Below are 20535 nucleotides of genomic sequence, written 5' to 3'. Positions count from 1 at the left end.
CATGCAACTCGTTCAAGCTACCCGCGACGCATTGCTAAAGCCCTTATCCACAGTTGTTGGCATTGTGGAGCGCCGCCATACTTTGCCGATTCTGGCCAACATCCTGCTGCGTAAAAACGGCTCGGACGTCTCTTTCCTGGCCACAGATCTGGAAGTGCAGATCACCACCAATGCCGGCTTTGGTGTGGGTGAGGACAATGCGGCCACCACGGTGGCAGCCCGCAAGCTGCTGGACATTCTCAAAGCCCTGCCCGATTTTGGTGACGTGCGTCTGGGTCTGGACAGCGGCAAGCTGACCATTCAGTCTGGCAAGAGCCGTTTTCAGTTGCAGACGCTGGAAGCGGCTGATTTTCCAGTGCTTACCCTGCCCGAGCAATGGGATGTGTCGCTGAGCATGCCCCAGCGCACCCTCAAGCACCTGTTCAACACGGTGCACTTTGCCATGGCCCAGCAGGATATCCGCTACTACCTGAACGGCATGTTGCTGGTGTTCGAGCCCGGCATGGTGCGTACGGTGACCACGGACGGGCACCGCCTGGCCCATAATGCCACTGCGATTGACGGTGTGCAGGAGCGCCACGACATTATTGTGCCTCGCAAGACCGTGCTGGAAATGCAGCGTCTGCTGGGCGATACCGACGATCTGGTCAATATTGATGTGTCCAGCCGTCAGATCCGTTTCCGTTTTGGCGATGTGGAGTTGATCTCCAAACTGGTGGAAGGCAAATTCCCCGACTTTGCGCGCGTGATCCCTTCCAACTACACCCGCCACTTTGATGTTAGCCGCGACGTGCTGCAAGGCAGTTTGCAACGTGCGGCCATCCTAACCACCGACAAACTGCGTGGCGTGCGACTGCAACTGTCGCAAAACCAGCTGAAGATTTCCGCTTCCAATGCCGAGCAGGAAGAAGCGGTCGAAGAGCTGGATATTGATTATGAACACGAAAGTCTGGACGTTGGCTTTAACGTCAGCTATCTGCTCGATGTGTTGGCCAGCATCAAGGACGAAACAGTCCGCTGGTCTGTGCAGCCCGATGCCAACGCCTCGGTGTTGATGACGCTGCCCGAGCAAGAACACTTCAAGTACGTGGTCATGCCGATGCGCATTTAATGCGGCATGTTCGACAGGCATGGCCCGCCGGGTCATGCCCGCTTGAAGCAGACAGGCTATTACAAGGTTTTATGCTATGACCGATCAAACCACGACCACCCAGCCAGCCGATTACGGTGCTGATTCCATCAAAATGCTCAAAGGCCTGGAGGCCGTGCGCAAGCGTCCAGGCATGTACATCGGGGATACGTCCGATGGCACCGGCCTGCACCACATGGTTTTCGAGGTGGTGGATAACGCGATTGATGAGGCCTTGGCCGGTCATTGCGACGATATCGTCGTCACCATCCATTCCGATAACAGCATTTCGGTGTGTGATAACGGCCGCGGTATTCCAACCGATATCCACAAGGACGACGAGCATCAGCGCAGCGCCGCTGAAATCGTCATGACCGAACTGCATGCCGGCGGCAAATTTGACCAGAACTCCTACAAGGTGTCTGGCGGCCTGCATGGTGTGGGTGTGTCATGTGTGAATGCCCTGTCCGAATGGCTGTTGCTGACGATCTGGCGCAACGGTAACGAACATCAGGTGGAGTTTCGCCGTGGTGAGCGCACGGCGCCCTTGTCGGTGACCGGCCCCGCAGAAGGCCGCACGGGCACCTGCGTGCGTTACCTGGCCGACGTGGAGATTTTCAGCAATATCGAATACCACCACGAAATTCTGGCCAAGCGCTTGCGCGAGCTGTCTTTCCTGAACAATGGCGTCAAGATCCGTCTGGTTGACGAGATTCAGGGCAAGGAAGAAGACTTTGCCTTCCTGGGCGGGGTCAAAGGCTTTGTTGACTTTATCAACCGCAACAAGACTCCGCTGCACCCAAATGTCTTTAGTGTTGCCACCGAATCCAGCGCCGGCGGCACGACAGTGTCCGTTGAAGTGGCCATGCAGTGGAACGACAGTTATGCCGAGACGGTGCTGTGCTTCACCAACAATATCCCCCAACGTGATGGTGGTTCCCACCTGACCGGTCTGCGTGCGGCCATGACCCGCGTGCTGAACAAATACATTGCCGATAACGAGCTGGCCAAGAAAGCCAAGGTCGACACCTCGGGCGATGACATGCGCGAAGGCCTGGTGTGCGTTTTGTCGGTCAAGGTGCCCGAACCCAAATTCAGCAGCCAGACCAAAGACAAGCTGGTGTCCAGCGAAGTGCGCCCTGCCGTTGAAGAAGCGGTGGGTCGGACCCTGGAAACCTGGTTGCTGGAGAACCCCGGCGACGCCAAGGCGCTGTGTGGCAAGATCGTGGAAGCGGCCCGTGCTCGTGAGGCGGCCCGTAAAGCCCGCGAGATGACACGTCGCAAAAGCGTGCTGGAAGGTGCTGGCCTGCCCGGCAAGCTGGCCGACTGTCAGGAAAAAGATCCCGCCCTGTGCGAACTGTACATTGTGGAGGGTGACTCCGCAGGCGGTTCGGCCAAGCAAGGCCGGGACCGTAAATTCCAGGCTATTCTGCCTTTGCGCGGCAAGGTGCTGAACGTTGAAAAAGCCCGTTTTGATCGTCTGATTTCCAGTGAACAGATCACCACCTTGATCACCGCGCTGGGCACCAGCATTGGCCCGGACTTTGATATCGACAAACTGCGCTACCACCGCATCATCATCATGACTGACGCGGACGTGGACGGTGCTCACATTCGTACGCTGCTGCTGACGCTGCTGTACCGCCAGATGCCTGAGCTGATCGAGCGTGGCTACGTCTACATTGCCCAGCCGCCGCTCTACAGGGTCAAGGTGGGTCGTGAAGAGATTTATCTGAAGGACGACGCCGAGGAAGCCGAATTCATGTTGAGGTTGGCCCTGCGCGATGCTGTGCTGACCCCATCCGAAGGCGCGGCTCCCATCACCGGCGAGGCCCTGTCCGATTATGCTCACCGCTATGTGAAGGCCAAGGGCGTGATAGAGCGTCTGTCGCGCCATATGGACGGTGATGCTTTGTCTGCGCTGGCTGAAGGCGTGAAGCTGAATCTGGATACTCAGGAGCAGGCTGAGCAAAGCGCGCAGGATTTGGAAAAAGCACTGTATGACGAGGCGATGCCTAACGTGGTGAAAGTGTTTGCGGCCTTTGATGAGGCCAGCGAATCCTGGCGCGTAGTGGTGCAGCGTTTGCATCACGGCAATATCCGCGTGACCGTGTTCGACCGCAACTTCATGCGTGGCGCCGACCATCAAACCCTGGCCCGTGCGGGCGAGACCTTTGCCGGCCTGATTGGTGAGGGGGCAAAGGTCGCACGCGGTGAAGGTGACAAACGTCGTGAAACCGAGGTCGATGACTTCCGTGAAGTCATGCAATGGTTGTTGACCGAAGCCGAGCGCGGTATGAGCAAGCAGCGCTACAAAGGTCTGGGTGAGATGAACCCCAGCCAGCTGTGGGAAACCACCATGGACCCCAACGTCCGTCGCCTCTTGCGTGTGCAGATTGCCGATGCCATCGACGCGGATCAAATCTTCACGACCCTGATGGGCGATCACGTGGAGCCACGCCGTGCCTTTATCGAGACTCATGCCTTGCAGGCGGGGAACCTGGATATTTGATGATGTAGGATCCCGTTGGAGTTTAGATTTTTCCCAAAAAATTTAGATATTGCAGAAGAGGCTGCCGTGATGTGGCCTCTTCTTTTTCGACCAAGTAAATTGCCTCGAAAAATTCCGTCGACACGGCTAGGCGAACACGTTCACGTGCACGCGCCAGCAACGTGGAGTATGTCTTAAGCGTCTGCTTCCTGCTCCTCCGACTGTCAGCAAGAATCGTTACGTAAAGACTTGCATAACGACCCAAAGCCGTCCACTCTTTCGACTACGAAGACGTAGCTGGTCAGGCTTATCGGACAAAATAAGAACGGCAATGTTTGCGGCGTATGGATTTCTGAGATATCGGTACTCAACCTAGCAGCCTGGCTAGCTGTTGATCGTTGCGCAAACGGATGCAGCATTTCGCCACTGCTGAAAGCTCGGCATCTGGCTTTGTGAGACAGACAATGTCGCGAGCGGCGGCTCTTACCCGCTCACGCGCCGCAGCAGATGTTCGGGCCTCAGATAGCGCCTTCAGATACTTGTTAATCAGGTTTGTCGTTTTCTGCCAGACCTTTCGACGCTCCTCCGACAATGCTTGGTGCTCGGTGAGTTTCAGCCGCTCCACTGTGCGCTTCACACGCACGCGCTCCCAGCGCGGGATACCAGGTGCAGGAACGGCCTTCCCTTCCTCGTCGAAAGCAAGCAGCGTGACATCATGGGCGTTCGTCGGGTCGAGAAAGTGCATAACTTCATCCCCCTCGCAGCGACGGGCATAAGTCGAGCATTGGGAACCGTGCCGGAGGGGAAACCAAGCGCCCTTCTTCCGATTTGGTACGGTACCGGCGATCCGGAAGTTCATATAGTCGAATGCTAGCCACCAATAGCCATCACGCTCTGGCCCTTTTATGTTGCGCGCAGCCTTTTTCGGGCGGAAGTGTTCAACATCGAGGTGTGAGGCGATGTCGCGCGCTTCAGTGAACCAGCACTTGCCGTCCGAAAGTGCTAACAACCATGGCTTGAGTTTTCCCCAGTGACCGCCGTGTTTATCGATTAACTCATTGCGCTCCTTGATCTGCCCTTCGGCGTCAAGCTTCGCCAACTCACCTACCAGGCGTGCAGACTCAGCCAGCCATGCGTCCCAGTCGGGCTTCGTCCAGCGAATCTCCGGAGGCAGATCGGCATCAGTAGGCAGCTTGTTCTCCAGATCGATGAAAATCACTTCCCCGTCTCCTCTCGCAAGATTTCGTCGATGATGGAATCGGCAATCGCATCTTGCTCGGCCTGCTCCTCGGACGTGAGTACGGGTTTACGGAAGCGGCGGTGTTGCGCCATTTTTCGCACGAACAGCGCGTAATCAGGATCGCGGAAGTCAGCCGTCGAAAAGCCAAGATCGGACAACTCGGCTGACAGACGGCTCAACTCACCATCCTCCTCCGATGTGCGGGGTGACTTCACAAAAAGTTCATTTCGGCGGAACAAGCGGCGCTCGGTTTCGATGTCGAGTGTGGACGAGAGGCCAAACAGCTCACTTTTAAGTAGCCCGGTCACGCCCATGCCCTGCGGATGTTCGTCGGGTACATCCACCACCGTGCGGCCACCATCGCGGCGAAGGATGTGCACTTGCTCTCGCTTGAGACTGCCCACCATCATCGGGTCGTGGGTAGTGATTAGGATTTGAGATTGCCCTGCGGATGTATCGAAAGCACTCCTATCAAACGCACCGCTGTCGAACCCACCGACATGACTATCACCCAATACGCCCTCGATATCGTCGAAGTAGCGCAGCTTCCAGATCGGGTTGAGGTGGGTGTCCGGTTCGTCGAGCAGGAACAGGCAATGGTCTTCCCGAGTGATGCGCATCAGGCCCAGCACGGTGAGCATTTGCAGCTCGCCTTCGGAGAGTTGGGTGAAGCTCACCTTGCCGCCATGTTCATCGCGCTTCTTAACGGTGATGCGCACCTCGTCGATCAGGTCGCCAATGTAGGCGCCCTCGGCGTAGCGGAAGAAGCTATCGGTGCCGCCAACCAGTTCGCCTAACTCCTTGAGTTTTTTCTGGCTGGGGACGTACAAGTAAAGCTGCTTCTGTTTTTCGCTGCGACCACGGAAGTCGATTTGCTTTGTGGCTTCTTGTTCAATCGGCGCCCAAGCCACCTGCCACAGTTTGTCGAGAAACTCGCTCACCACATTGCCGCGTGCATACCAGAAACGTGGGTCGCCTTCGTTGAGTTCTTCTTCATCAAACTTGCCGTTACGACGCTTTTCACGCAGACGGTGCGGTTCTTTTAACACAAACAAAGCCGACTCCAGCGACTCGATGTGCAAGTTTTTTAGTACCTTCTTGAATACCGGGTCGTCGGACAATAAACACGCCAGCAGCACTAACTGGCTATGCCCGCCACGGCAGTAGAACAGTCGGCGCAGGCGGTCGTCACCCGCTTGCTTCAGCCGCGCATCGCGGCGGCGTTTGGCATCTTCGACGGCTCGAATATCCGCCTCAGAGCCGGTAAAGTTTTTCAGCAACTGCTCGGAAAGCACTTCGTCCGTGGTGATTTCCTGGCGCTGGTTGAAACGGCGCTGATGCTCCTGAAACAACATCTCAATGCGTTCATTGCGCCCAGAGTAGTAAGCGAAGATATGTGTTGGTAGTAGGCGAGGGCCGCGACGATGATCGGGCGATTCTTTGCCTGGCGTGTCGTTTTTGGTCAGGTACTCTTGGCTAACACGGTCACCATCCACCCATACATAAGGACGCTTCTGCTTGGAGGTATCCGCCTCAATGCGCACAGCGTGTCCGCGAATGCTGTATTCCAGCGTGTAGTCGAACGCCGCCTCGCGGTCCAGATCCACATCGCGAAAAATGGTGATCAGCGCCTCGATCAGGTTGGATTTGCCGGTGCCGTTCTGGCCGATTAGCGCATGAGTGCGGATGGGCTTGTGCTGTGTCTCAGCAGGCGCACTCACCGCAGTTTGCAAGTGCGTCTCGAAAGCGATGTCGAGACCACGCAAATTGCGAAAGGACGGGATACGGATACGAAGCAGTTGCATATCAGGCGCTCACCGTATCGGCCGGCTTTTCGCGCATTTCGGCGGGAGCCGGTTCCAAAATCCAGCCGTGTGCTACCTCGGCTTTCAGTTGCGCGTAAAAGGCATCGATTTCGCCGCCGAAGCGCTGCCACAAATCCTTGGCACTCATTTCGCCGTTGTGACGAGCCAGAATAGTGGCCAGCGGCGCCTGGGCTTTGATGTCGGGCGTGGTGCCCAGCCGCAGCGGCGCGATCAATACGGTTTGCGGGGCTTTCATAGGTTCCTCTTCTTGTTCAATGGCGATGCCGGTTAGGCTGGACACGGCACTGGCAGCAAGACTGGCTGCAATGCGCTGCTTTCGAGAAAGCTGATCTGCGTAACGGTCGCACATGCGGAAAAGCGCATCGACGATGGCAACAATTTCATCTTGCTCTGCCTTGGGTGGTACCGGAACAACGAGATCCTCAACGCCACCTACTCGCAGATGCTTGACCGTCATGCCAATCGCGGCTTCGATCATTCGTGTTTGAAAGCTCGGGCTCTGAATGACATATAGAAGAAAACGATTACTGAACAGTTCAGGAAAAAGTCGGATCAGCATTGAGCGTTGTCCGAGGCACACCTTTTCTCCATCAGGGACAATCGCGGCCTCACCCATTGGAGCTTCACGCGTGAAGAAGATGTCGCCACCCTTTGGAGGCATACGCCTCGCCCAATAGGCATACGTCTCTTCTGAAATCTTCCGTGTGCTGGATAAATCCATCCGGCCGTTACGAATGTCAGTAGTTCGAATGAGGTGAATGCCTTCGCCGACATAGGGCGCGGTTTTGTTGTGGCAATCAACAACTGCTTGTGATACCTGAAGCAGTGACGCCCATGCCCAGTGTTCCGGCAAAGGATCTTCGGGAATACGCACTTGCTGAGTTCGCAGCTTCTTTAGCATCGCCAAGGCTTCTTTTTGCTCCTGCCCTTCCGACCCCTGTGACCATTCAATACGTTTCTCTGCAATAGCATTGAGCAAGTCGGCACCAGTAGCAGCATGGCGATGTTTAATGTTCAACAACTCGCCACTCACAGCCAAGTCGAGAATCAAGCCCTTGAACGCAGCCACATCTCCCGGCGCATGAAACAGACGGCTGAAATTGTCGGTTAGGCGGGTCCAGGTTGATTGCAGTTCGTATGAGCTGGTGGCGCTGGCGACTGCTTGCAGGGTGGACTGACGTAGGTTGTTTTGTAGTTTGCGGCGGGCCTGCTGCTGTGCTTCCAGCTTGTCGCACAAAGCCATCAGCTCATCGACTTTGGCGACAATGCGGGATTGCTCTTCGATAGGAACTACTGGAAAAGGAGCTAACAAAAGGTCATCCCTTGAAAAGCCTGGGATCATGCTTTTGGATTTTTCCACCAGTTGACTAACAAACCCATCAAGCCAGATTTTCAAAAAGCCTGTATTTAGTTTTTCTGAAAAATTCCTTACTGCCATGATTTGGCGAGCAATATGTGCCTCACCAAGAGTATTGAATGCCGTTTTTCCAATAGTGCCCTTGCATGTGACCAGCAAGTCACCTGTAATTGAAACTACAAGAGGTTCTGACGTCCATCTGTTAACGTTGATGACGCCGTTCTCAAGATTACTGGCACCCGTTATGTATGGAATTCCATTATTGGAATCGTTGTACTGGCTAGGCTCTAAATCACGACCAGACAATAATTGCCAGAGCTCACCAAAACGTGCCCATTCCCAATGCGGTGGAGAATCAACAGGGGTTTCCTTTTTCAAAATCTCTGGAAACGGTTTTTCGCGTGGAAGCTTTTTATCTAAAACCAGGTCAGCTTTAATCGAGCGTACTTCATGAAGTAAAACACATGTCGATTCGTCAGCCTCTGTTGAGGCGATCAACCTTCCTTGTACAGCCATCTGTAGGATCAGCTCACGCAGCTTCCCAATACCACCGGGTGCATTGGCAATATGCCCAAACTCCGCCAAAAACTGCTGCGCATCCATCAGGCGTCCTCGCCGACAAAGTGATGCGCCAGCGCGGCCGTCAGTTCGCTCTTGAGCTGGTTTTCAGTTTCTTCAATTTCGCCCAACAGCTTTTTGTATTTTTCCAGCAGTAGGTCCGGGTCATGGATTTCCTCTTCCGGCGCGTTTGGGTTTTTCAGGTCGAGATTGAAGATAGGCCAGTAGAGACGGTCGCCCGCCGCCTGCGCGTCACGCGCTTGCAGGCGCAGTGGTTCGGCGTTCGCGCGTAGCTGGGCGATCTGGGCTTCGATCTTTTCGCGGTAGGTGGCATCGGTGCTGCCTACTAAGCCGTTGCGCAGGTCGCGCGCTTGCCCTTCCAGTACAGCGGCCTGGTTGTTCAGCTCTTCGGCACGTTGCCAGTGTGGCTTTGCGGCGGCTTCGGCCTGTTCGCGTTTAGTTTTGAAATCCACCTTCCAGGCGAATTCGTTTTCCACGCGGTCAGCAAAGTCGTTGGCCTCGCGGCCCCACCAGTCTTGCTCGGGTTTGAACTCTTCCAGCCGGATGGGTTTGGTTTTGGAATAGCTCTTGTACCCCGGCGGGTACGGGTGTTCGTAAAACCAGATGGTGTCAGTGTGGAAGTGTTCGGTGCCGTCATCGACCGTGCTGCCCTTGGTGAAGAAAAGCAGGTTGGTCTTGATGGTGGTGTAAGGAGCAAACACGCCTTTGGGCAGGCGGATGATGGTGTGTAGCTTGCAGTCGCGCAGCAGCAATTTTTTCAGCGTGCCTTTGATGCCATCGCCAAACAGAAAACCATCGGGCAGCACTACGGCAGCACGGCCATTTTCTTTCAGCAGCTTTTTGATGATGAGCGCCATGAACATGTCGGCGGTTTCGCGCGTACGCAAATCGGCCGGGTAGTCGCTGCCGACACCATCGTCCTCATAACCACCAAACGGCGGGTTGGTGATGATGCAATCGACCTTGTCGTTGGCGCTCCATTCATTCCAGCCAATGCCCAGTGTGTTACGGTGCTCGATCTGGCTGGGCACGTCGATGCCATGCAGCAGCATGTTGGTAGTGCACAGCAGGTGGGGTAGTTGTTTCTTTTCGATGCCGTGGATCAGCTCTTCGATGGCACGCTTGTCTTCGGTGCTGGACTTCGTGGTGAGCTGGTTGCGGAAGTGGTCAATGGTGGCGGTTAAAAAGCCGCCGGTGCCGCAGGCCGGGTCCATCACGGTTTCGCGTTTGTCCAGCCGCGGGTTGACGCGGTCGGCCATGAAGGCGGTGATCGCGCGTGGGGTGTAGAACTCGCCAGCATTGCCTGCACCGCGCAGGTCGTTGAGCATCTGCTCGTAGACATCGCCCAGACTGGCGCGGGTTTTGAAGTCGTGGAAGTTGATGGCTTCTTCCAGCTTTTCGATCACGGCCAGCATCTGCGGACCGGATTTCATATAGTTGTTGGCATCGCGGAATACTTCGCGGATGACCTTGTGCTGGGGGCTGCGGTCCGCGTCGATCTGATCCTTGAGCGCGGGAAACAGTTCGTTATTGACGAAGCCGATCAATTCGCTGCCTGCGATCTGCGGCTTCTTCTTGCCGTCGGCATCGGCCTTGTAAGCCGCCCAGTTGCGCCAGCGGAAACGCTCTGGCAAGGGTGATTGGTAGGCGGGGTTATCGTCTTCCCATTCTTCCTCACGCTGATCGAATACTTTAAGAAAGAGCATCCAAGTTAGCTGACCAAGGCGCTGGGCATCGCCGTCGACGCCGTCGTCCTTGCGCATGATGTCCTGGATGGATTTGATGGTGCTGCTAAGATTCATCTTGTGGTTCTCGATTTACGTGCCCTGATGCTTGCTCAAGCCTGTTTCAATTCATTCTGGTCGTAGAGCGCTTGTTCAAGCTCTTGTACGGCCTGGGTATATTGCTCGACGCTGCCGAAGATGCCGCGCCGGATCTGGGTTTTGCTGCCAAACTGGTCAAACGGCGGCAGTTCCAGTACCTTGGCGTCTTCGATGTCCTGCACGCCGTGGTCGGCGAACTTATCGAGTAGAGCTTCGAGCACGGCACGGGCCTGCTCGCCATATTTGCCAAACACATCGCGCTTCTTCACGTTGTTGGCGCGCTCGCGGCGGGTGAGCGGTTTTTGGTCGAAGGCAACATGGGCGACCAGATCAAACACATCCAGCTCGCTGCCGTTGGCCACGGCCTGTTGCAGGATTTCGATCGGCACACCGTGATCGGCGAGTTCTTCCAATATGGCCTGCTTGCGTTCAGCGCTGTTCCACCGGCGCAGGAAATCGGTCAGGCTGCCGAACTCAGCCTGAAGCGCTTTCTTGATGTCGTCTTTCAAAAGAACGCGGTAATCCTCGGTGATGAGCTTGCCATCTGCATCGAGGTATTGCGAGCGCTCCACCGCCACGCGCACGTTGACATCGTCAATCACGTATTTGAGGCGGCCTTCGCCGCCACCAGCTCCGCCCGTATTGCCGCCGGGTGGCGTGTCATCACCACCATTCGGGCCAGGGCCATAGGGAGGGGGCTCGGGTTCGCTAATGCCAAGTGGGTTGGTAATGTCCGGCGGCACTATGGGTTCGTCGGGTGTGGGCTCGTAAATCACCACCGGCTCACCGTCGAAATCTGGATCTGCGAACAGGCGCGTGGCGCCTTTGAAATCCATGATGGTGAAGTACAGCTTTTGGTAGTCCTCGCGCAGGCGGGTGCCACGGCCAATGATCTGCTTGAACTCAGTCATCGAGTTGATGTTTTGGTCCAGCACGATGAGTTTGCAGGTCTTGGCATCCACACCGGTAGTCAGCAGTTTGGAGGTGGTGGCGATGACGGGGTAAGGCTCATCGTTGTCGATGAAGTAGGAAAGCTGCGCTTTGCCCTCGTTGTCGTCGCCGGTGATGCGCATGACGTAGCGGCGGTTGCTGGCAGCTGCCGGGATGAGCTTGACCAGCTCTTGCCGCATGCGTTCGGCGTGGTCCTGGTCATCACAAAACACGATGGTTTTGGCCATTGGGTCGGTGGCCTTGAGGTATTCCCATACTTTGCTGGCCACGAGTTTGGTGCGTTTTTCCAGCACCAGGGTGCGGTCAAAATCCTTCGTGTTGTATTGGCGCTGTTCCACCGCCTGGCCGAGTTTGTCGATCTTGTTTTTTTCGGGGGTGTAACCCACGGCATCGACATCGGTGGCGATTCGGATCACTTTGTAGGGTGCGAGGAAGCCGTCTTCGATACCTTGCTTCAGCGAGTAAGTGTAGATTGGGTCGCCAAAGTAGGTGATGTTGCTGACCTCCTTGGTTTCCTTCGGCGTAGCCGTCAGGCCCAAGTGTGTGGCACTGCTGAAGTATTCGAGCACATCGCGCCAGGCTGAATCATCTGCGGCACTGCCACGGTGGCATTCATCAACAACGACAAGATCGAAAAAATCGGCCGGAAACTGCTTGTAAATTTGCTTCCATTCTTCCTTGCCGGTGACCGCTTGATAAAGGGCAAGATAGATCTCGTAGTTTTTCTTGATCTCGCGGTTCGAGACCTTGTGCATGACCTCGCCAAAGGGGGCGAAGTCTTGCTGCATGGTTTGATCGACCAGGATGTTGCGGTCGGCCAAAAACAAGATGCGTTTTTTCGCCTTGGCTTTCCACATACGCCAGATGATCTGGAATGCGGTGTAGGTTTTTCCGGTGCCGGTGGCCATTACCAGCAGCACGCGCTGCTGTCCTTTGCCGATGGCTTCGATGGCACGGTTGATAGCGACGCGTTGGTAATAGCGTGGCTCCTTACCGCTGCCGTCGGTGTAGAACGGTTGCTCAATTAGCTTAACTGCGGCAGGCTCAACAAGGCCTTTCCATTGCTGATAAAGCGGCCAAAGATCGTCCAGTGATGGAAACTCGCTGAGTGAGAGCTCGCGCTCGCTGGGCTGCGTCAGGCCAGTGCGGTCGTGCAGCAGGAAGCCGTCGCCATTACTGCTGATGGCAAAGGGGGCATCTACCATCTCGGCATAGGCCAGTGCCTGCTGCATGCCGTGGCCGACCGAAAAGCGCGCTTGCTTAGCCTCGACTACCGCAATCGGTATGTTGGGCCGGGCATACAAAACGAAGTCCGCGCGCTTAGGGCCACCTTTGGCATAGGGATTCTTAATGCGTGCCGCAAGCTTGCCGCGCACCATGACGCGACCGTCCGTGAGATTCACTTCCTCGCGAAACTGATGCTGCTGCCAGCCCGCCTGCACAATAGCTGGCGTGATGAACTTGGTGCAGATATCGCGCTCACTGAGCTGGTACTTGTCCATTCATCCCCCTGATGTGTGGCGGCCGGTATCTAACCTGTCGTGCGCATCGTCTTCGTCAGCTCCTCCCGCCCGCACCCATGCATCAACCTCGGAGAGCTGAAACTTCCAGAGCCGACCGATCTTGTGCGCTGGCAGGCCCTTGTGCTCCCGCCAGCGATAAACGGTGTCCTTTACGACGCCCAGATGCTTAGCGACATCGATTGCTGTGACCCACGGTTCGGAATTCATGGCATTGGCTCTCTGGTTAAAGCCTCAAAGTCGTTCAAAATCGTCAGCAGTCTACCAGAATGACTTATAGTGGACTATCCCTGACCTTGGGTTGAGTAGTCCAGTGAAATTGTTGGTTTGGCCGGCCCTGATGAATTTCCGCGAGGATCAGTGGGTGAGATGTGGGGCGATGCTGCACCAAATTGTCTAAGGGCTTAATTAATAAGTCATTAGCATATGATGATGACCCTGAGAAGCTTTTACTAGCGTATCCATTAATGGCAAAGGCTGAATGAAGAGCCTGTTATGGACTAGCAGGGCTGCATAGGTCAGTTTTTATACATTAGTCAATAGGTTCAAATCGATACGGAACATCATGCCGCGTCGCTAAACGAGCCAGCATTCCCGCTATCGGCGATGACGGGTAAATTACAAGCTCGACCTTTCGGCCCCGTATTGTCCGTATGGTCCCCATTCCCAGGCTTTTAGCTCTAGGCTCAAGCGTTTATTCACTTGGCGTTTACGTTTCCTATTTTTCGTACAACCTTCTGTTGAATTGAAAATGTGAAAAAAACCTATGCTTACCATGAGAAATCCGATTCTGGGATGATAAAGCTACGGCTCTTGTCGAGGAAACGAACAAGCTTCCGATTTGAAGCAATGTTGGGTTTGCTGAAAAACCATAAGCCACGGGGCAAGCCGTTGGCCACTATGATTTCCACCCACACTGTGGCACTCCGATAAGCCCATAACAGGCTCTAGTGTTCACATAGCAGGCAGTAATTCACTACTTTTCAGACAAAACAAACAGTAATCAACTACTTTTCAGACATTTTTACCCAGCGTCGCTGGGTAATTGAGTACTTTTCAGACATCGAAGGGAAGTTTACGCCGGCAAGGCGTCCTCGGTCGCTCTGTCCAAAATTTCCAGTTACTAGGCTGAGGCGGGATCTGAGGTGGGAGGAGCGGCCGCCCGGGCAGAAAAAGCCACGTGTCTGTGTTTTACGTGTACTGCTGTTACTAGCTAGCAAAATTGTTGCTATAAACCCTCTCGAAGTAGACAAAGTGCATGTTTTGATTATACTAAAATTCTTTTTATAATCAATGACTTATTGAATTTTCTGTCGAAGGCGAGTACTCTTTTGTCCATTATTATCTGAAGGAAAAGGGTATGAGGAAAAGTCTCGGCATGTGGGCGGGTATGACTGCGGGCGTGTTTTGACCGCGAATATGGTCGCATTGTCGATGAGCCCGTTTGCCTCCTACCTTCGCGAACTACGCTGCCGGCGAGGTCTTAAACAGAAAGACGCCGCGGAGCTGCTCGGCTATGAGCAGAGCTATATCTCCGCACTCGAACGCAGCGCCAAAGGCCCCCCAAAACAAGATTTTGTCACCCGCTTGATTCGGGTGTTAAAGCTTAGCGCTGCCGAGCGCGTAGAGCTCGAAGAAGCATTGCGCAAATCCAAGCGCCAGGTTTCGCTGCCTTGCTCGGCCCCGGCGGAAGAATATGAGCTGCTGCGGGAGCTGGAGCCCCAGCTCGGGCGACTGCACCCCGTGCAAATCAAAATGATTCGGCAGGTCTTGTCGCTTCCACAAACTTTTTTCAAAACTGTGCCTGAGGAGGGTGCAGCCAACATGTCCGCTGGCCAAACGGAGGTGGTGATGACGTAAACGAAAAAGCGAGCCTGTGAGGCCCGCCTTCCGATGTAGCAATTGATACTGAGTCGACAGCTACAGTATCCGTTGCTCCCTCCGAGGCGTCAAGGCCGGATTCCCTTTCCACACTGATTTTTCGCGAGTTTTGAACTCCGCGGGGGTTCACTTTTGCCCGAATTTTCAGCGTGGTTCACCGAATTACGACTATGCGCGGACAGGCGCAGAACCTCCTATTGCCTGCCGCCAGGAGAAAGCAAACATGTTATCCAGACGAGTAATCACGAGAAGTGGCCGGCACTTCAGAGGTAGGTACCCATCGCGAAAATTAGGACGGATGGTGGCATTTGAGTCGCTGATCGAGCGCGACGTGATCCTGTTGCTAGAGTTCTCCCGAGGAGTTCAAAGCTACCAAGAGCAACCGGAGCGGATTGTCTACAGTGACGGGCAAGCTATGCGGGACTACTACCCGGATTTCGAGGCACGGCTGACTTCAGGCCCGCGGGTACACATTGAGGTCAAGCCCAGCGCAAAACTCGACTCTCCCAAAATCGCCAAGAAACTTCAGCAGATCGCGACGCATTACGCCCAGCACCGCGACGAGCATTTTCGTGTCATTACTGAACTTGATGCACGCAAGGAGCCGCTGCATTCCAACTTGAAAACGCTCAGCCCATTGCGTGCAAAACCGGCTGCCTCGCCTCAAGCCTTGCCCATCGGCCTTCATGGCAAACCCTGGCACGCCTTGGAAGCCTCGGTAGGTCGCGATGTCCTATTGAAGCAAGTCGCCTTGGGCAATCTGGTGTGCGACCTCGCGAGCCCGCTTCAGGGTGATCTCATGGTCTTCAACGCAAAGGAGGTCGCACATGATTCGCTTTACCTATAAACGCGGTCTCGTCTTCATCGAGGGCCAGATGCGCTGGACGCTGGAGCGTTTGCTGGCCACCGGAAAATATCAGTTGATCTCCGATGCCGGCGAAATTCGGAATTTCTTCCCCGACGAATTAAACGCCCAGTGGCTTAAAGGGGAATGGGTAATTGATGAGGCTTGCCTGGGCACCTTAGCCAATGCAACCTACTTGGCGACGCCGCGAGACTTGTCTACGTACACAGCCCATCAGCAAAAAGTTGCGTTGCGCAAGCTAGGTTATCTACTGGCGATTGATCCTGAAAAGAATCGCTACAACCCGGTTCTATGGGAAAAGCTCATTGATGCGCATGCAGCGGATACTGGAGATACAAAGCCACCTTGTCCGTCGTCCGTACAGAACTGGTGGCGCAGGTATCGCACAACAAAATCGGTCCATGCGTTGATCCCTCAAAAAAAAGGTCGTGCAAAACCGTACCATGGGGATCGCTACGCCCTCTTCGAAGAGGCGGTCGCCGACGTTTACCTCACCTTGCAAAAACAACCCAAGTCCGCGGTTTATGAACGTGTGCTGCGTCACACTAATTCGTTGAATGCGTCCTTGCCGCCAGATTTGCATATACGGTGCCCCGCCCGTTCAACCGTCTATCGTTGGCTCGATGGTCTTCGCCAAGATATTGTGGACGGTGCTCGTCTGGGTGCCGAGGTTGCCCGCGCAAAATATCGCATCGCAGTAGGTGGGCTCAAGGTCAGCGGGATCCTTGAGCGCATTGAAATCGACCATACCCCGATCGACCTGATCGTAATCGATGCGGTGACGGGATTACAGATGGGTAGACCTTGGCTGTCGCTAGCGACCGACAAGGCATCCAGGATGATCATGGGTTTTTACCTGAGCTTCAACACGCCTAGCGCCCACTCAGTACTCCAATGCTTGCGACGAGCGATTCTGCCCAAAACGGAATGGTTGGCTCGTTTCCCAGATATCAAAGGCACATGGCCGGCTCAAGGGATTCCTGATCTGATTGCGATCGACAACGGCATGGACCTTCATGCCTCTGGGTTGCAGAAAGCGTGCGAAGAGATGGGTATCCAGATGCTCTTTTGTGGCGCCCGTACGCCGGAACACAAAGGCAGCATTGAGCGGTTTTTCAGGACGATGAATCAAGGCCTGATCCATCGGCTGCCTGGCACTACGTTTTCCAATGTCGGTGAGCGCGGGGACTATCCCGCTGAGAACCTTGCAGCGATCACGCTTACAGACCTTGTTCACTTGATCACTAAATGGATTGTCGACATCTACCTGGTACGCCCACATCGCGGAATTGGCGCAACCCCGCTCGCGAAGTGGTCCGAACTGGCCGGACGGCGTTCCATCGAGTTGCCGCTTTATCCTAAACAGCTTGAAGTGATCAGTGGCATCCCGGCTAAACGCACACTTTTTCATTACGGCATTGAGCTTGAAGGGCAGCATTACAACAGCCGTCAATTACAAGAGCTGCGGCGTCAATCTGGCCAGAACATAGTGGTTGAGCTGAAGTTCTATGAGCATTCGATCAGCTTCATCCATGTCTTCGATCCAATGGCAAAGGAATATCTGGAGGTTCCTTGTGTTGATCCGGCCTACGCAAACAATCTGCCCAGGGAGGTCCATCGCCTGATACGGGAGCGGGCAAAGCAGCAATTTGGCGACAACGCTTCTTCCGCTCAAATGCTCGAGGTCCGTGCAGAGCTGGAAGTAATCATCGAGCAAGCGATCAAGAACAAGAAAATGGCTGTACGCAAAAACGCTGGCGGCTTGCTCATGCATGACAGCGAGGCTGTGCTGAACAACGAGGATCCTTTGGCCAAGGCACGAAAACCCGTCAAAGAACTGGCGCCTGAGCTACCCGAGAATCTTCCCTCAGGCCTCGATGACGTGTTGCCAACATTGAGCGTGTTCACAAAAGGAGCCCAGCATGAAGCCCATTGACCTCATCCATATGATCGCTCCTCGGGCCGGTAGCGAACACGAGGCATTACATGGGTTTCGGCTGATTTCCGACCCGATTCAACACCGACGTTTCAATACCGGCCTGTACAAAATGGCTGAGCTTCACCATGCCCGGCAGGTCAAGGGCAGCGGAGGTGGCGTTTTGATTACGGGGCCAGCAGGCGCTGGCAAGACCGTGCTCGTCTCATCGTACGCCAGCCGTTTTCAACGCGAATCAACGCTGGGGAGTACCAAAATTCCAGTGCTGGTTGTGACGGTTCCTTCATCTCCTACCGCCAAAAGTTTAGGGGAAGCGATTCTAATCGCACTCGGCTATCCGAAAGCCTATCGGGGAAGCGGTCCGCAAAAGACCGTCTTGATTCACGAGCTCTTCGAACGCTGTGGTGTGGAGCTCCTGATCCTGGATGAGTTTCACCATCTGTTCTACGCTCCGACCATTACACATTTTCGGGATGTCACTGATTGGCTCAAGAACTTGATCAGCTTGACGAATATCGCGGTAGTGGCTTGCGGCTTGCCGGAAGCGCAGTCCGTGGTGGATGCGAACGAGCAGCTGGCCAGGCGCTTTGCCGCCAGGTTTGCGCTGTCTCCGTTCGATGGCGCGACTACTGAGGATTTCACCGAATTTCGCGGCATTCTGAAGTTGCTTCAGGAATATCTTCCGGTACCGTTCGAAACGCCGATTTACGAGGCTAATATGGCTCGGAGAATGCTCGTGGCCAGTCATGGCCTGATGGATTACGTTCGCAAGATACTGGAAGGTGCCATCAGTGTTGCGGCCAACCTTGGGCTCAAAGAAGTTGACCTTGATGTATTGGCCGCTGGGTTCCGCGACCGTGTTTGGCGTGAAGTTCCGGACAAGCTCAATCCTTTTCATCCGGAATCCTATCTCAGGTCGTTAGATCGCAGCGGAGAGGTGTTTTACTTACACACCCGCCATGATCCGGTAGGCTCGGCTTTAGCCAGGCGGATCAGCCTTAACGCCGTCAAGGTAGCAAAATGACAGGCGGGTTGTTGATCAAGCTGGCTCCCTATCGCACCGAGGGGCCCAACGGATACTTATTGCGCTTGGCCGAGGCGAACAGGCTGGAGTATTCCGATCTGCCGGATCTTGGTGTGACGTACGATGCCGATGCACTGCTGCGCAGTCACTTGCTGCCAGAGCGTGGCCTGGATCCAACGTTGCTGGCCTGGGTGCAGAACATTGCCACATTGAGGCAGAAGACATCGCGAGTATGGAATATGCGCTACTCGCGCTTCTGTCCTTTATGTCTCAACGAGGAACCATCCTGGCGAGCAGAGTGGGAGTTGTGCTTTTATGATGCCTGCGCCCAGCATGGGGTGTGGATGGTTGACCGCTGTTCGTCATGCCATGAGCCAGTGTCCTGGCACCGTTCACAGGTCGTTCGATGTGGCTGTGGTGCAGATCTACGTGCGGAGCCATCCCACCTGGCACCAGCTGAAGTAACGCAGTTGTCCCAGGTCCTGTCGCGGAAACTGACAGGGCGCGGTGCGGCCGACATGCCGGAGCCACTGCGTGATCTTAATGTGGACCAGACCCAGCGGTTGATTCGATATCTTGGTATGCATCTGGATCCTGCCGGGGTGTCCAAGTCTCTGAAATTGAGCAACGTGGGTCGCATGGAAGTCTCGTGGCCTGTGACGTCAGTTGCGGCAGCGATCTTGTCTGGCTGGCCAACGGCGTTTCATGTGCGGTTTTCAGAAATCCAGGAGCGGTCAGGCGGCAAAAAGGTTGGGCTACCAAAGCTGTTCCAGAGGGCCTACAGCTATCTGTACAAGGGATTAAAAGAGCCTGCGTTCGATGCAGTGCGGTACGCTTTCGAGCAGTGGTTGGTGGAAAACTGGCGTGGAGGTTTGGCACTTCGAAACCGAAGACTGGCCGGGCAGTTACTGCATCGTGTCCATTGGATTCCGGCCAACGTAGCGGCCGAGCGGTTAGGCGTGCGAGTAGCGCGTATTCGGCGGCTTGTCTCGGAGGGGGTGATCGATGGTCATGAATCCTACAGCTCTACAGGCCGGCGCTTTCTGTTAATCCGTAAAGAACAGGTCGATGAGCTCACGCACGCTGATCTTTCCGAAGTCGATTTGACCACTGCGATGGAATATCTCGGACTGGGCAAGGTCCGAATGCGAGAATTGCTCAGGCTTTTGTTCCCCTCCGCGTATCGTCCTTTGAGCGAGTATGGCTTTCCGCCATGGCGAATCAGTCGACAGGATGTCGAGCGCTACCTAGCAATCGGTGAGGGTCTACCTGTGTTGGCCATTCCCGAAGAGCTACAGGTGTCGCTGTTTCATGTCTTGAAGTATTGGGCGTGGAGCGAGAATGAGATCGTCGATCTGATCGAGGCTGTGCGAGATGGTGAAATCGAGCTTGAAGGTCTGTTGAATGGTGCTGTCGGGCTGGCCAGGTGGATCTTTGACAGCCAGTCAATCAAGATCTGGCGACAGCGCCGCAATCCTGAGCTGTCGAACTGGCTGAGCGTGCCGCAGGTAGCCAAGTTGCTGGGCCTAAAACAGGAGGTGGCATACTGGCTCGTCAGGAATGAGTTTATTCCAGCAGAAAAGCTTCGTACCCTCAGGGGTTGCGGGGCGCGAGTCAGTCGCGTGGAGTTTGAACGATTCAAGGAGTCGTACGTGTTTGCCACGGAAATCTCTGAGGCGCTCAAAACCACTTCCAGGAAAGTCAACGCGTTGCTATCAGAGCAAGGAATTGTGCCGGCATCTGGTCAGGGACTGGAGAAGTGCGGGAAGATATTCTATGCCCGGAGCCGAGAGTTGCTAGATTATTTGGCAACATTGAATGTTTCTCTGCCAAGTATGGACTCCAGTGCAATTAACTCCGCGCACCGGTGACCGATGACTGGTGACCAATCTAATCAGAGAACAAAGCTGCGC

At 55.0% G+C, this 20535-nt stretch carries 13 protein-coding genes; 7 read left to right on the top strand and 6 right to left on the bottom strand.

What is annotated here, in order from left to right; translation table 11 throughout:
* Window position 1: 1 nt before the first annotated feature.
* The gene (gene dnaN, locus VF694_RS13500) at window positions 2–1111 is read left to right on the top strand and encodes a DNA polymerase III subunit beta (RefSeq protein ID WP_003800766.1); all 1110 of its coding nucleotides are present in this window, start codon (window positions 2–4) and stop codon (window positions 1109–1111) included.
* Window positions 1112–1187: 76 nt separating this feature from the next.
* Complete coding sequence (gene gyrB, locus VF694_RS13495; RefSeq protein ID WP_003800764.1) at window positions 1188–3641, top strand: DNA topoisomerase (ATP-hydrolyzing) subunit B; 2454 nt, start codon at window positions 1188–1190, stop codon at window positions 3639–3641.
* Between the two features lie 346 nt (window positions 3642–3987).
* Here the strand turns inward: gyrB and VF694_RS13490 are convergent, their stop codons facing one another.
* From VF694_RS13490 to VF694_RS13465, 6 genes are read right to left on the bottom strand one after another with little or no spacing between them, the layout of a single operon-like run.
* Window positions 3988–4839: a hypothetical protein gene (locus VF694_RS13490; RefSeq protein ID WP_440164630.1), complete on the bottom strand. Its 852-nt coding sequence runs from the start codon at window positions 4837–4839 to the stop codon at window positions 3988–3990.
* The gene (locus tag VF694_RS13485; RefSeq protein ID WP_440164627.1) at window positions 4836–6665 is read right to left on the bottom strand and encodes an AAA family ATPase; all 1830 of its coding nucleotides are present in this window, start codon (window positions 6663–6665) and stop codon (window positions 4836–4838) included. Before VF694_RS13485 ends, VF694_RS13490 begins: the two co-directional genes overlap by 4 nt.
* A 1-nt stretch (window position 6666) precedes the next feature.
* Window positions 6667–8646, bottom strand: a complete 1980-nt coding sequence (locus VF694_RS13480) for a restriction endonuclease subunit S (RefSeq protein ID WP_440164624.1) — start codon at window positions 8644–8646, stop codon at window positions 6667–6669.
* Window positions 8646–10424, bottom strand: a complete 1779-nt coding sequence (locus tag VF694_RS13475) for an N-6 DNA methylase (RefSeq protein WP_440164621.1) — start codon at window positions 10422–10424, stop codon at window positions 8646–8648. Before VF694_RS13475 ends, VF694_RS13480 begins: the two co-directional genes overlap by 1 nt.
* A 35-nt stretch (window positions 10425–10459) precedes the next feature.
* A complete protein-coding gene (hsdR, locus tag VF694_RS13470) occupies window positions 10460–12898 on the bottom strand; it encodes an EcoAI/FtnUII family type I restriction enzme subunit R (RefSeq protein WP_440164618.1) in 2439 nt (812 codons plus the stop codon).
* Window positions 12899–13126: a helix-turn-helix domain-containing protein gene (locus tag VF694_RS13465; RefSeq protein WP_440164616.1), complete on the bottom strand. Its 228-nt coding sequence runs from the start codon at window positions 13124–13126 to the stop codon at window positions 12899–12901.
* 1224 nt (window positions 13127–14350) lie between these two features.
* Here VF694_RS13465 and VF694_RS13460 point away from each other — a divergent pair.
* The 5 genes from VF694_RS13460 (at window position 14351) to VF694_RS13440 (ending at window position 20493) form a co-directional block, all read left to right on the top strand.
* Complete coding sequence (locus VF694_RS13460) at window positions 14351–14776, top strand: helix-turn-helix domain-containing protein (RefSeq protein ID WP_440164614.1); 426 nt, start codon at window positions 14351–14353, stop codon at window positions 14774–14776.
* A 319-nt stretch (window positions 14777–15095) separates the two neighbouring features.
* Window positions 15096–15644: a TnsA endonuclease N-terminal domain-containing protein gene (locus VF694_RS13455; RefSeq protein ID WP_440164612.1), complete on the top strand. Its 549-nt coding sequence runs from the start codon at window positions 15096–15098 to the stop codon at window positions 15642–15644.
* Window positions 15625–17598 carry a hypothetical protein gene (locus VF694_RS13450; protein WP_440164610.1) on the top strand — a complete coding sequence of 658 codons (1974 nt, stop codon included), beginning with the start codon at window positions 15625–15627 and terminating at the stop codon, window positions 17596–17598. Before VF694_RS13455 ends, VF694_RS13450 begins: the two co-directional genes overlap by 20 nt.
* Complete coding sequence (locus tag VF694_RS13445) at window positions 17585–18622, top strand: TniB family NTP-binding protein (RefSeq protein ID WP_440164608.1); 1038 nt, start codon at window positions 17585–17587, stop codon at window positions 18620–18622. The genes VF694_RS13450 and VF694_RS13445 overlap by 14 nt, the downstream gene beginning before the upstream one ends.
* On the top strand, window positions 18619–20493 hold the full coding sequence (locus tag VF694_RS13440) for a TniQ family protein (protein ID WP_440164605.1): 1875 nt from the start codon (window positions 18619–18621) through the stop codon (window positions 20491–20493). Before VF694_RS13445 ends, VF694_RS13440 begins: the two co-directional genes overlap by 4 nt.
* The last annotated feature ends 42 nt before the right edge of the window (window positions 20494–20535 follow it).

This window comes from Alcaligenes sp. Lyrl_28 (genome assembly GCF_051948705.1).
In the GTDB taxonomy this organism is placed as follows: Bacteria; Pseudomonadota; Gammaproteobacteria; order Burkholderiales; family Burkholderiaceae_B; genus Alcaligenes; species Alcaligenes ammonioxydans.
The sequence above is the reverse complement of the archived record's forward strand: the minus strand, read 5'-3'. Positions and strand labels throughout refer to the sequence as shown.

Excerpts from the sequence above, each read along its gene's own strand:
- dnaN (WP_003800766.1), top strand. The coding sequence starts at position 2 with ATGCAACTCGTTCAAGCTACCCGCGACGCATTGCTAAAGCCCTTATCC.
- gyrB (WP_003800764.1), top strand. The coding sequence starts at position 1,188 with ATGACCGATCAAACCACGACCACCCAGCCAGCCGATTACGGTGCTGAT.
- VF694_RS13485 (WP_440164627.1), bottom strand. The coding sequence starts at position 6,665 with ATGCAACTGCTTCGTATCCGTATCCCGTCCTTTCGCAATTTGCGTGGT.
- VF694_RS13480 (WP_440164624.1), bottom strand. The coding sequence starts at position 8,646 with ATGGATGCGCAGCAGTTTTTGGCGGAGTTTGGGCATATTGCCAATGCA.
- VF694_RS13475 (WP_440164621.1), bottom strand. The coding sequence starts at position 10,424 with ATGAATCTTAGCAGCACCATCAAATCCATCCAGGACATCATGCGCAAG.
- hsdR (WP_440164618.1), bottom strand. The coding sequence starts at position 12,898 with ATGGACAAGTACCAGCTCAGTGAGCGCGATATCTGCACCAAGTTCATC.
- VF694_RS13465 (WP_440164616.1), bottom strand. The coding sequence starts at position 13,126 with ATGAATTCCGAACCGTGGGTCACAGCAATCGATGTCGCTAAGCATCTG.
- VF694_RS13460 (WP_440164614.1), top strand. The coding sequence starts at position 14,351 with ATGAGCCCGTTTGCCTCCTACCTTCGCGAACTACGCTGCCGGCGAGGT.
- VF694_RS13455 (WP_440164612.1), top strand. The coding sequence starts at position 15,096 with ATGGTGGCATTTGAGTCGCTGATCGAGCGCGACGTGATCCTGTTGCTA.
- VF694_RS13450 (WP_440164610.1), top strand. The coding sequence starts at position 15,625 with ATGATTCGCTTTACCTATAAACGCGGTCTCGTCTTCATCGAGGGCCAG.
- VF694_RS13445 (WP_440164608.1), top strand. The coding sequence starts at position 17,585 with ATGAAGCCCATTGACCTCATCCATATGATCGCTCCTCGGGCCGGTAGC.
- VF694_RS13440 (WP_440164605.1), top strand. The coding sequence starts at position 18,619 with ATGACAGGCGGGTTGTTGATCAAGCTGGCTCCCTATCGCACCGAGGGG.